This window comes from Bacillus sp. K2I17, assembly GCF_002209985.1.
In the GTDB taxonomy this organism is placed as follows: domain Bacteria; phylum Bacillota; class Bacilli; order Bacillales; family Bacillaceae_G; genus Bacillus_A; species Bacillus_A wiedmannii.
In genome coordinates this window covers 1-13,146 of sequence record NZ_NJGF01000066.1, presented here as the reverse complement: position 1 = coordinate 13,146, position 13,146 = coordinate 1, and the positions used below count along the sequence as shown (strand labels likewise).

The window sequence follows — 13,146 nt, the reverse complement described above, 5'->3', positions numbered from 1 at the left end:
TTTTTTCTTTGTCTCACCAAATGGGGGCAGACCACCTATGATTCTACAGAAAGAATAGCGTTTTTTCATTTTAAGGAAATTTAGTTTTGTTATCTTTCCTTAACAACAAACAAGACGCCATCCAGATCACGGCAGCGCCTACAATAATTGCTATTGGTTTAATCATTAACAAATATATCTGGCCCCTTCTTCAACGCGTACGAGAAACCCGAAATAAATACAACACTAAATATAATAATAGAAGACCACATATTAAAATGATATTCTTTACCTGCAACTAAATTATATATGTTATGGACCAAGAAATTAGCACCTATAATAATTCCACCTAACATTGAACTAATTAAAATGCTCATTAAATAAAACTTGAACTTCTGGAACATTTCCCTTCTACCCCTTTTCTAAAATAAATTTTATTTAGGTTATACCAGAAAATTGTACCATTTATTTTCCATATATTATCAAAACCATGTTTTAATTAAGGTTATTTTAAGGAAGGCATTATCTATTCAAATGTCCATTTCGGGGTTCCACCAATATGCCCATCAAGCTAATGAAACTAGTTGCCCCAAAACAAAAAATGTATATTTTCACCTGGAGATGCCAATTTTCTCGTTTTGGGGGTACTATAAAATTTTAGGTTGATAGCCATGTGGTGGTACCCCATTTATTATTTCCAAATCCATTTAGAATGTTCAATAAATGGGAGCAGATTATGTTGATATTCCGTATAAATAATATCATTACATTAATTTTCTTTCGGAAGTACAATTCCTTTGTACAATTGAACTGTAATCAAATAGTAAATCGAGTAAATCACTACGAAAATAATAATTGGTAGCCAAATACGAAAGTACGGATCAGCCAAAAGAACGCTGAACATGTTCATACCAACTAATACGTGAACAATACCCACAATTGCTGGGACTAAAAATATAAAGAATAACTCCTTATAAATCGATTTTATTAATAACTCCCGGCGAACACCGATTTTACGAAGCATTTGATAACGTGTACTATCTTTGGATGCACCGGATAGAATTTTAAACATTAAGCAGCTTGCCATCATTGCTAAAAATGCAACTCCAACGAAAAAACCCATAAACATTAGTCCGCTGGCAAAATCATGACTCACAATATACGCTTGATACTTACTATCCAATTCTTCCGCCTTTACATTTTTATATTTTGATAGCTGTAATTTATCAAGTTTTTTCCATTCTTTTATGTATGATCCAAAATCATCTGTTTTCCCCATAAAAACAGTACTTTCTTTACCCTTCAACCCATCGTATATGTTTTGATCTACAATTTTCATTTCATAATCAGGATATAAATAATTTGGCTGGATCGTTCTGAAAGCCTGGATCCATTGTTTTGTGTCGGTCTCTCCTTTAACCCTTTTTATTGAAAATGCACCAATGGGTAATCCCTCTGAAACTTTTTCTATTTTCATACCTTGCAAGAAAGGGCGATTTTTTTCTAAATCTTCTTTAAGATAATAAACATACCTATCATCAACTTTGTAATGATATTCAAGTTTTTCTTGAAATAAGATACCACCCAAAATTTTCTTTTCTTCCGCTGTTGGATTATGAATGACTGAATCGTAAATTCGCATTTGATCTGTCATTTTTAGGATGTTGTTTTTAAATGCCATACCACAAGCAATTCCACCAGCACCAAGAGCCACTAAGATTGCTACTGTTGCAAGCACATTTGTTAGACCATTAATGCGGAAATTTAATTGTGCAAAAGTAAAAGCATTCAGCCCTTTTTCACTATGTTTTTTATTACTCTTTAGCTTGTTAATCATAACTGGGAGAAGTGATCCAAATATAAGGTAAGTACCAACGGTTGCTGTGATTAATCCAACGGCCATTAATCCCAAAACAATTAGCGAATTTGCATGAGAAATATAAATCAGTGATGCATAACCAATACCTATTAAAATAATACCAAGGAATGCAACTACAACTGTCATTTTTCCTTTTACGGCGACACGTTCTGTTTGTGCATCTGCATGTACAAGTTGTAATACAGAAATACGCGATAATTTAATACTATTCATAATTGCTGATAATATAAATAGTGCAAAAAAGAAGACGCAAGTAATAGTGATAGATGGCAGATAAAATGCTTTATAACCTTCACCAGTAAACTCGAGTTGTTTCATTAATAACTGACCGATACCTTCTGCAAGTCCTACACCAATTGTAATTCCAATCAAAAGAGATGTGGCACCTAATATGATTGTTTCAATAAACATAAGTAAGGTAACTTTATGCTTTTTTGCTCCTAACATCATATACATACCAAATTCTTTTTGGCGAAGAGCTGATAAGAAAGAGTTTGCATATAAAATATAGAAAAATGTGATAATCGCTAACAAAAAGGAACCAATTTTAAATACAGACACAATATCCCTAATAGAAGAGTTAGATTCAAGGAACGTTTTATTGGATGCTAGCGTTTGAAACATATAAAAAGTTGAAATAGAGACAATAAGGCCAACAAGTAAGACAATGTAATCTTGGAACTTACTTTTTAGGCCTGACATGGAAAGCTTAAATAGCATGATTGAACTTCCTTCCTTACGCTTTTTGTGTGCCAATGTTTGCAAGCACGTCTAAAATTTCTTTATAGAACTCTTCACGTGTACCACCGCGATAAATTTCTTTATATAGCTCACCATCTTGAATGAATAAAATACGCTGACAGTAACTTGCACTGTACGGATCATGCGTAACCATCATGATAGATACACCTTGTTCTTTATTTAAGTTTGTCATCGCATCCAGTAAACTTGTTGCATTTTTAGAATCAAGCGCTCCTGTTGGCTCATCCCCTAAAATAATTGCTGGCTCATGCACTAACGCACGAGCTGCTGCTGAACGCTGCTTTTGTCCACCAGATACTTCAGATGGATACTTTTGAAGGATTGCTGAGATTCCTAACATATCAGCTACTTTTTCTACTTTCTGTCCAATATTTCGTGATGGGACACCTTGAAGGGAAAGTGGAATTGCAATATTTTCGTAAATAGATAAATTCTCTAATAAGTTAAAGTCTTGGAAAATGAATCCTAATTTTTGCGAACGGAAATCAGAAAGCTCACCTTGCTTCATTTTCGTAATATCCGTTCCTGCAATTTCAACAACGCCGCCTGTCGCTTTATCTAACGTTGAAATTACATTTAATAATGTTGTTTTACCAGAACCAGATGGCCCCATAATACCGACAAACTCCCCCTCTTGAATTGAGAATGATACACCTTTTAACGCGTGCGATTGATTCTCACCTTTTTTACCGTACAATTTTTGAATGTTTTTTACATCTACAACTGGTTTTATCATATATATCCTCCTATGTTTGTTTTTTCATTTCTTTAAAATAAGCTGCTATTCATATTTGCTACTAACAAAATAGTCATGTTGCATCTACCTTTTCTATAAGGCTGTCACGATGTATCCAATTGAAAGCTGTAAAGAAAATTTTATTTTTAATTTCTCCACTCACCTCATTGCTTTGAATACATACATGATAAACTATAAAAATTAGGAAACACCCTGTAAAATCCTTAAGAATTCTTAAGTTTTATAAAAAAAAAGCTTATGGAACCTGTAATTCCATAAGCCAATCTATTTGATTGGATGTTCAACAATAAAGGATATCCAACCTTCTTTATATTCTGCATGTATATTACCATGATGAAGTTCAACAATTCTTTTTGAGATAGCAAGTCCCAGTCCATTTCCTTGATCATTTTTTCTTGCCTTATCACCCCTGAAAAATCTTTCAAACAATTTATTAGGGTCGCTAACAGACGGCTTCTCGACTTTATTTGATACTTTCAAAATTGCTTTGTTACCTATTAGTTCAAGACATACGGATAATTCGGATGGTTTCATGCTGTACTTTATCGCATTCATAAACAGATTTTCATATACACGTACCATTTTTTCTACATCCATGATAATAGGTATTGTTTCTTCCGTGATTGATTTTTGAACGTTTAAACTTTCTTTTTCAAATATAGGAATATATTCTCCAACTATTTGCTCCAACAAACCTGATAAATCAACTTCATTAAAGTTTAACTTAGCATCGATGCCTGATAAACGGGTATATTCAAACAGTTCATCAATTAAATATTTCAATCTCTTTGATTTTAAATAAGTAGTTTCAAGATATTCCTGTAATTGTGTTTCACTGTCGTATTGCCCTCTTTTTAATAAATCTATATAACCAATAATAGATGTCAACGGTGTGCGTAAGTCATGAGATACGTTAGTTATGAGTTCATTTTTTGTACGTTCTAATCGTCTTTCCTGTTCAAATGTATCCTCCAATTCCTTGGACATATAGTTGATATTTTGAGCAAGTTGGGTCAATTCGTCCTTCCCCTTAATCTCAATTGTCAAACCCAGTTTTCCATTTGCAATATCATTCACATTATCAGAAATGCGCTTCAAATATACTATTTTCTTTCGAACCAATATCAAAAAAATGACGATAAAAGTAAAGATTGCGAACGCGAATAAGAACAACATTACGAAATTGAATTCAAACATACTAAAAATGTGGTAATTTCTTTCTATTGATGTTATGAATAGAAAATTGAGGATTGTAAAACCAAACGAAATAAAAAAACTAACTGCAACAGCAACAAGAAGTTTTATAATGATCTTATTTCTAAAACTAACTTTCTTCATATTTTGTACCCAATTCCCCAAACAGTTTTAATATAAATGGGATGTTTAGAATCCTCTTCAATCTTGTCTCTTATTTTTGTAATATGCACCATGACGGTATTGTCTGATTTATAAAAAACCTCTTTCCAAACTGCTTCATATATTTTTGCTACACTCAGGACAATCCCTTTGTTACGGGCAAGTAGTTCGAGAATATCAAATTCTTTTGGAGTTAGCCTTGTTTCCTTTCCCCTTACCCATACTTGACGAGTATCTGTATTCACGGTTAAGTCTCCAATTTCTAGAATGCTTTTATTATTTTCTATTGACGTATTATATTTTTTAAACCTTCTTAATTGCGATTTTACCCTAGCAATTAATTCTAATGGGTTAAACGGTTTTGATAAATAATCGTCTGCACCAGAGGCTAGACCCTGAATTTTGTCTATATCCTCAGATTTTGCAGATAGCATGATGATAGGTATATTGCGGTCTTCCCTAATCTTCATACACGCTTCAATACCATCCATATTAGGCATCATAATATCTAAAATAATCAAATCAAACTCCTTTTCTTCTAACAGTTTTAAAGCTTCCATAGCATCTTCTGCCTTTTGAGTTTTAAGACCTTCATTTTCTAAATAAACAGAGATAAGATTTCTAATCTCTTTATCATCATCGACAATAAGAATTTTTGAATCCATATTATTCCTCCACATTTTTTCTCGTATTGAACAACTAAAGACATAAGCAGGTGAAACATTTCTATCTTGCTTTCTTCAAATTAATTCCTTAAATTATTTTGACTCTAATAAACCTTGAAATTGGAAGGGCTGCACCAACTTTTTATAGTTCATTATATACAGAAATAAGGAAGTTAATTATTTTCATACTTAATCCACCCACAGGTTTGAATTCATAATTATACACTAGCGTCCAAATCTTAAGAAAAAGGGGAAAAAGTTCTTAAGAATTCTTAAGCTTTCTACAGCATTTTGTCATAAGAATATATAGCCACTCTTGAAATGTTCACTATTAGGCCTCACCATACATGCCCTTCAAGCTAAAATTTTATAGTGCCTCAGAACGAAATTTTGTACTAACTTGTAACAAAATGCTCATTTTTTTGTTTTGAGGTATTTGCATTTCTTAGCTTGATGGTGATGGGGTTACCATATCAAAAAAAGAAAATTGTACGTTTGGACACAATTTAGACACAAAATATCTGATTCCTTGTAAGCTAAGGGATCGGATATTTATTTTACTGTTTTATATAGTGTACAATTTCTCGCTTACGAGGTCTGTGTAGCAACCGAACCAAATCTTACGTAAAGTATTAGTGGACATCAATAGTAGTAATGACTAATCCAGATTAACATCCATCCGATCCACAATTAAATATACCAATATGTTAAATGGCTAAATAATACAAACGGTATGAAGAGAATTTCTACTCTTTTCATACCGTTTTAAATTTGTTTATAAGTTTCATACGAAATTCGTAGAAAGATGGCAGCATCTCTTTTATAAACAAGGCTAAAAAGTTACCATACCTGACAACGGAAATATTAATGTAACTCTAGTTCCTTTATTCACTTTAGATTCAATGCCAATTTTCATTCCTAATTTTGAGCATAGTTTTTCGCATAGATACAAACCCATTCCTGTACTTTTGCTAAATCTCCTTCCATTCTCTCCAGTAAACCCTTTTTCAAAAACTCTATTTATATCTTTAGTTATTATCCCTACTCCATTATCCTCTATAGTTAGTATTACTGAGTTAGCTTTCTTAATTGAGTATATACGTATCATTTGTTCTTTGTTATTTGAATACTTTATGGAATTTCCTAATATTTGATTAATAATAAATTCAACCCATTTTCTATCACTATATACGATTTTATTAATATCTTTTATATCTAATTTTATTCTCTTATGAATAAAATCTCTATAATTTCTTTTAATTACAGTTCTTATTACATCATCAAGGTTGATGGGTTTTATAATATAGTCTTTATTAACGTTATTGCTTCGAGAATAATACAGAACCTGTTCTACAAACCCCTCGATTCGATCCATTTGAGAGTCAATTTTATTAGTTACTTCATTTTGATTATTTTCAATTATTAGCTTTGTAGAAGCTATTGGTGTCTTAATTTCATGCACCCATGTCTCTATATATTCTCTGTAATCTATTTGCATATCTCTATAATATTTTACATTTTCATGCATATCCCTACTTACTTCTTTCAGTATAGCGTTAAGCTTTTCCCCATGTATAAAGTTTGCTTCCTTTACTACCTCTGGAAGTAGGTATTTTTTCTCCAAGTTTTCTAATATGCCGTTAATCTCATTATAATAATTTTTACATTTTATAAATTCTATAGCCATATATGAAATCAATGGAAAAAACCAAATACAAAAGACAAAGAATATTATAATGAACTGAACATTCGCAGTCAGCAATATACCTGCTAGTATAATAAATACCAGTACATTAGATAGTATTACTACCATTTTATCTTTAATAAATTCACCTATATTCATGGCATTATATACCCTAACCTTCTTCTTGTTGCAATTGGATTTTCTATACCTATCTCTTCAAGCTTTTTTCTTAATCTATTTATATTAACAGTTAAGGTGCTATCATCCACAAAATAATCAGATTTCCATAAGGTTTCCATGAGTGAATCTCTTTTTACAATATTACCGCGATTATTTATTAAGCATGAGAGTATCTTAACTTCATTTTTAGTTAACTCTACAGACTTGTCTTGATAAGTAACTGTTGCATTTGAAAGATTTAAATTAAAATCTCTATAAATTAAGATATGATTCGTCTTTAAATCTCCAGATGTTCTTCTTAAAATGTTTGTTACTCTTGCTAATAGTATTTCTGTATTATAAGGCTTTGTTATAAAATCATCTGCTCCTAAATTCATACTTATTAGTTCATCTACATCACTATCTCTGCTTGTAACCATGATGATTGGAACATCTGAAGTTTTACGTATTTCTCTGCATATATAATAGCCATCGAACACAGGAAGATTTATGTCTAGTAATATAAGGTCTGCATTCTCACTTTCTATATATTCGATAATATGATTAAAATCTGTGGGAGCCTTTACTTCATATCCATACTTTATAAAAAAATTTTGTAATTCTTCTCTGATGATTTCATCATCTTCAATAAGAATGATTTTTTTCATGATTTTCCCCTCCCTATACAGAATATAAGGCTATTACATCATGAGAAACAAGGTGTAATAGCCTTAATGAGCATTATAAAATCAAGTATTACTTTTTACAATATTTTTATACCCGACATATGTCGTGTAGAAATATCCTACATAAACTACAAGAAATACTAAGCCAGTCATCAATGCTGGTAAAATAATGTCTGTTTGTTGAAATGCGTTAATATAATTATTGACTACATAAATTCCAACTATAGAATGAATTATGGCAAGAATAACTGGAAGACTAAAGTATACGAAAGTTTGAATAAAAATCGTTTTGTCGATCATTGTTCCGTTTGAACCAATTCTCTTCAAAGATTTATATCGATCTATGCTATCACTGGCTTCTGATAATTGTTGAAGAGCTAATACAGCCATACTCGTTATTAAAAATACAATACCTATATATATCCCAATAAACAGTATGATAGTTTTCAATCCCTTACTTTCTGCACAAACTTCATCCTTTGATTTGCCTGATATACGATTAATATTTAATTTCGGGCCATTTTCGTCATAAAAGCCCCGTGCAACGTTATCATATTTTTTATTATGTTCTTCTCTATTTCCATCTAAATAATTTACATTAAGTACGGATGCAATAATTTTGTAGCCTGATAAAAACTCATCATTTATAACGATTGTGAAGTAATTAGTTCGCACATCAGAAGTGTAAAGATTCTCTTGTATAACTTTAGCGTTTTTTACCAGATATTCTTTTTCTTTAATATTCACCTTATTGCTATTTTTTAATCTTTCATTTATCGAATTAACCAACCGGCTTTCATTTGATAAAAGTAATACTTCATTGTTATTTAAAGTGATTTCCTTTTCACCTTTAAGATTTAAAATTTTATTATAATCAGATACTTTAATGAAATCCAGACCGCTATCCTTATAATCTTTACGTTCTGGTACAAAGTCCACCACTTTCATCCCTGTTCGATATACATTATAAGATACATATTTTTCGTTATTGCTTATTTTAAAATTAACTTTATTTAATACGTCTTCTATAGTGTAACTTTCATCCTTATTCTCCAACGTAATACTAGCATCAAATGGTGTTACTTCTTTCATTGTTGCGTCCATCATTCTGTTAAAGCTGATTCCTGTAGATAACGCCACCATTGTAAGGAATAACATTAAACAGATTAAAGACATGGATATAAAATTTGTATTAACCTTACTATTTATTTGTTTGATGATAAATATATTTAATCCTTTAAAATAGACTTTTTTATTCTTCTTTACAACATATAATATAAATCCAGATAAACTAAAGAAAAACAGCAATGTACCTAATATGCCAAGAATGATTGATACCATGAGCATAGGATTTTTAAAATTCAATCCGATTTTTAGTACACTCACATATGCATATCCAAGTGATGCTACACACATAATAAATGTGATTACGTAGATAAAAGAATTTCTAAATTTTACATCTTCGTTTTTTCTACCTGCTGTTAACAAATCAATTATTTTGTATTTAGAAACAACATATACATTAAATAACATAACAAGCAAAAACATGATTCCAAAGTATAATATGCTTTTACCTATAGCACCTGTTGAAATTGCAAATTTATATTTATTGATGGGCAAGTCAAATAACTTTAATGCAAATGTAGATAATCCCTGTGATACTCCAATACCTATTATAAGCCCACTCACTAAAGATATAACACCAACTAGAAATGTCTCTGTTACTAATATTCTGGATATGTTTCTTCTTCCCATACCTAAAGTCATGTATATTCCTAATTCTTGTTTACGTTTTTTGATTAAGAAATTATTTGCATACAATATTAAACCACCTAATATTACGGATACAAATACTGACACATTTGAGATAACGTTCATTATTGTAGGCACATACTTTCTATCTGAAGCGTTAATTTCCATAAGTGCCTTTTGTGCTTCTATTGAGTTAAAGCTATAAAATATACAAACAGCCAGTGTTAGTGTTAAGAAATATATTGCATAATCTTTAAGACTTTTCTTTACATTCCCAATAGCAATCTTAGAATACATTATTATCGTCACCTCCAAGAAGGGTTATAACTTCGATAATTTTAGTAAAGAATTCTTTTCTAGAATCATTCCCTCTTACCAACTCGCTAAATATTTTTCCATCTTTAATAAAAAGAATTCTACGAGCATAGCTTGCTGTAAATGCATCATGAGTAACCATAAGTATTGTAGCTTTTAAATCCTTATTTAGACATTCAAATCTTTCGAGTAATAATCTAGCTGATTTAGAATCTAACGATCCTGTTGGTTCATCTGCAAGTACTAAAGATGGATCTGTTACGATAGCTCTTGCCGAAGCAACCCTTTGTTTTTGTCCGCCTGACATTTGATAAGGGTATTTGCTTAATACTTGTTCAATGTCTAAATATTTTGCAACTGCTTGTGTTTTGCCATCAATTTTTGAACTTTCCTCACCTTTTATTGTTAAAGCTAGGGCAATATTTTCATAAGCAGTAAGGGTATCTAATAAATTAAAGTCCTGAAATATAAACCCTAATTCATTTTGTCTAAACTTATCTAGTGACTTTGATTTTAACCGAGTAATGTCACTATTATTTATTATTATTTTTCCCGTAGTAACATTATCAATAGTTGATATACAGTTAAGTAATGTAGTTTTGCCACTTCCTGAAGGCCCCATTATCCCAACAAATTCTCCCTCATCTACCTTAAAACTAATATTATCTATAGCCTTTGTTACATTATCTTTATTACCATAATATTTTTCAATTTTTTCTACACTTAATATATTTCGCATTAATACTTCTCCTTTTTCATTATAAAAATTCTTTAACTCCCATTCATTTATGTAATTCATTTTATATAATTTCATTTATAGTATCGCTGGAATTACATTTCATTAACATTACATTTTTGTTATATTGAGTGATACCTCTACATGTAAGTTATCAGAAATCGCGATGGGATAAGTAAGGATTATTCGATGCCTTACCAAAGAGGCAGATAAATGTAGGGGTATTGGTTCTGGTGCAAAAACGATAAGACTTATGTAATTAGTGGAAATAAACAAACTGGTTACGGCGTAACAACAGCTCTATTTAAAAGACATGGATTCATAGTCATTTAGAAGAAGCGCCACATATTATTGATGCCCTACTATATCATGAAATTGAAGAACATTAAACGGATGCAGCAGGCTTTGTAGATCATGTTTTTGCCATGTGTCATATTTTAGGGTTTCGATTTGCTCCTAGAATCAAAACGTTTAGTAAGAATAAAATTTATACTTTTGAAAAGCCCTTAAATCAACCGCATCTAAAATTTATGATTGGCGGAATAATTCATACAAAGAAAATAAGAGAAAATTGGGATGATTTATTACAATTAACTAGTTCTGTTCGTAATGGAACAGTCACAGCTTCTCTTATTCTTAAAATGCTTGCAGCCTATCCAATGCAGGATAGCTTATCCGTAACATTACGTGGGATGGGTAGGATTGAAAGAACTTTATATACTTTAGAGTCCTGAGCTTAGAAGACGTGTTCAGGTTGGTTTAAATAAAGGTGAAGCAAAACACGCACTTGCTCGAGCTGTATTTTTCAATCGATTAGGGGAAATTCGTGATCGTTCTTATGAAGATCAATTACATAGAGCGAGTGGTTTGCAACTTCTTATTTCAGCAATTGTATTATGGAATACGGTATACATATCACGTGCAGTAGATGCTTTACGTGCAAAAGGCATGGCCATTCCAGAGGAATATTTACAACATATATCTCCACTTGGATGGGAACATATTACGTTGACAGGTGATTATGTTTGGAACTTAAATGAAAAAACAAATTTTAATAATCTAAGACCATTACGAGACAAAAATTATATAAAAAAGTAGTAAAGTATTTAGCCGGTTCTTTAACGTACAAGGTACCGGCTAAATTATGTCTAAACGTACAATTTTCTTTTTTTGATATGGTGATCCCTTTATGTAGATAGTCACAAGAGTTAATATGTATAATATATAAACTAAAGAATAGTTGTTATAAAATTCGTAACAAAAATTCATATGGAGGGTATTAAAAGTATGGAGAAAAAAATCTTATCTGAGACAGTAAATGACATGATATTATCCGGTAAGAAAGTTGATGCAATTAAAAATAAAGATGAAATTAAAAGAGTATTTGCCAATGAAGGAATACCCTTTTTGATAAAGTAATTGATTTTCAAGTAGCATTTGGTGGCATTTGGTATAAAATTGGTGAAAGATTTTATGAAGGTTTCCAAATGGATATGTTTTTCTTCAATGAATTTGAAGAAAAATATGAACTTAAATTTTTTGAAAAAGAAAACGGAAAATACTATGTTCAATGTATGGATTATCATTATGCAGGAGATTTTGGACCTTGTATTGATGAGGATGGGAAAATATATGATTTCTGCATGGGACGTTTTTTCATTAGAGCTGACAATATAGAAGAATTTTTAGACGATGATGCAATTAAATATTATATGGTTAATAAGCATAAAACGTGGCTAACACGTGGGGCTAAAATTAGTGAAATTGATGAGTTTAAAAAAACGGAAGCTTTAAATAAAATTAAGAGAGAATCATTTTCAGATAAATATTTTGAGTGGTGGTGCAATACCGAAGAAACAATTTTTGTAAGAATTGATTTAGTAAATAAATATGGTTATGCAATAGTATATTGTAAAGACCAAAAGATATTAGAGCAATTGTATAAGTCGGACATACCAGTAAGTGTTTTTCCACCTAATAACTGAAAATAAATATTAATTTTGAACCAAAGTAGTTTATTTTAGAGGTCCGGCCACATCGCTATCAAGCTAAGGTTTTGAAGTACCCCCCAAATGAAAATTTTCTTTCTCAATAGTTAGTTATTTTGAGAAGTCAGCTCATTTTTTCATTTTAGGGGGTATTTTGTTTTATTAGGTTGATAGTGATGTGGCGCTACCCCAAAATACAAAAATCTCTATCAAAAAAAGAAAGGCGCCTAAGCACCTTTCTTTTGTAATTCACTTGTACTCTCTTCAGCATCCAAAATCTGAATCACTTTAACGTAGCATTGTACGGACCTAATTGCTTTGTAGAAAAATAATGAATTGTCTCCTTATTTTTCAGTAACATGTTTCCTTTTATAATTAAAAAATAGGTAGCTACTAGAAAATAGATTATCCCTAATATCCAATCCAAA

General features: G+C 31.0%; 11 protein-coding genes and 3 pseudogenes. 4 read left to right on the top strand and 10 right to left on the bottom strand.

What is annotated here, in order from left to right; genetic code table 11:
• Nucleotides 1–158: 158 nt before the first annotated feature.
• The 9 genes from CER22_RS29495 to CER22_RS29455 form a co-directional block, all read right to left on the bottom strand.
• A complete protein-coding gene (locus tag CER22_RS29495; RefSeq protein WP_000486589.1) occupies nt 159–383 on the bottom strand; it encodes a hypothetical protein in 225 nt (74 codons plus the stop codon).
• 365 nt (nt 384–748) lie between these two features.
• A complete protein-coding gene (locus CER22_RS29490) occupies nt 749–2,578 on the bottom strand; it encodes an FtsX-like permease family protein (RefSeq protein WP_088610317.1) in 1,830 nt (609 codons plus the stop codon).
• Nucleotides 2,579–2,594: 16 nt separating this feature from the next.
• The gene (locus CER22_RS29485) at nt 2,595–3,356 is read right to left on the bottom strand and encodes an ABC transporter ATP-binding protein (protein ID WP_088610316.1); all 762 of its coding nucleotides are present in this window, start codon (nt 3,354–3,356) and stop codon (nt 2,595–2,597) included.
• 285 nt (nt 3,357–3,641) lie between these two features.
• The gene (locus tag CER22_RS29480) at nt 3,642–4,715 is read right to left on the bottom strand and encodes a sensor histidine kinase (protein ID WP_088610315.1); all 1,074 of its coding nucleotides are present in this window, start codon (nt 4,713–4,715) and stop codon (nt 3,642–3,644) included.
• On the bottom strand, nt 4,712–5,398 hold the full coding sequence (locus CER22_RS29475) for a response regulator transcription factor (RefSeq protein ID WP_088610314.1): 687 nt from the start codon (nt 5,396–5,398) through the stop codon (nt 4,712–4,714). Before CER22_RS29475 ends, CER22_RS29480 begins: the two co-directional genes overlap by 4 nt.
• Nucleotides 5,399–6,230: 832 nt before the next feature.
• Complete coding sequence (locus CER22_RS29470) at nt 6,231–7,241, bottom strand: sensor histidine kinase (protein ID WP_088610313.1); 1,011 nt, start codon at nt 7,239–7,241, stop codon at nt 6,231–6,233.
• The gene (locus CER22_RS29465; protein WP_088610312.1) at nt 7,238–7,909 is read right to left on the bottom strand and encodes a response regulator transcription factor; all 672 of its coding nucleotides are present in this window, start codon (nt 7,907–7,909) and stop codon (nt 7,238–7,240) included. Before CER22_RS29465 ends, CER22_RS29470 begins: the two co-directional genes overlap by 4 nt.
• Nucleotides 7,910–7,990: 81 nt before the next feature.
• Nucleotides 7,991–9,976 carry an FtsX-like permease family protein gene (locus CER22_RS29460; protein ID WP_088610311.1) on the bottom strand — a complete coding sequence of 662 codons (1,986 nt, stop codon included), beginning with the start codon at nt 9,974–9,976 and terminating at the stop codon, nt 7,991–7,993.
• Nucleotides 9,966–10,733 (bottom strand): ABC transporter ATP-binding protein, encoded by a 768-nt coding sequence (locus CER22_RS29455; RefSeq protein ID WP_088610310.1) that lies wholly within the window; start codon nt 10,731–10,733, stop codon nt 9,966–9,968. Before CER22_RS29455 ends, CER22_RS29460 begins: the two co-directional genes overlap by 11 nt.
• Before the next feature lie 258 nt (nt 10,734–10,991).
• Here CER22_RS29455 and CER22_RS33900 point away from each other — a divergent pair.
• The 4 genes and pseudogenes from CER22_RS33900 to CER22_RS29445 form a co-directional block, all read left to right on the top strand.
• A pseudogene (locus tag CER22_RS33900) lies at nt 10,992–11,063 on the top strand (DUF523 domain-containing protein); the annotation flags it as partial.
• Nucleotides 11,054–11,828: pseudogene (locus CER22_RS29450) on the top strand (Tn3 family transposase); the annotation flags it as partial. The pseudogenes CER22_RS33900 and CER22_RS29450, both read left to right, overlap by 10 nt.
• A gap of 189 nt (nt 11,829–12,017) precedes the next feature.
• Nucleotides 12,018–12,149 (top strand): hypothetical protein, encoded by a 132-nt coding sequence (locus tag CER22_RS33895; RefSeq protein ID WP_256943758.1) that lies wholly within the window; start codon nt 12,018–12,020, stop codon nt 12,147–12,149.
• Between the two features lie 68 nt (nt 12,150–12,217).
• On the top strand, nt 12,218–12,715 hold the full coding sequence (locus tag CER22_RS29445; protein WP_256943757.1) for a hypothetical protein: 498 nt from the start codon (nt 12,218–12,220) through the stop codon (nt 12,713–12,715).
• A gap of 286 nt (nt 12,716–13,001) precedes the next feature.
• Here CER22_RS29445 and CER22_RS29440 read toward each other — a convergent pair.
• Nucleotides 13,002–13,146: pseudogene (locus tag CER22_RS29440) on the bottom strand (HXXEE domain-containing protein); the annotation flags it as partial.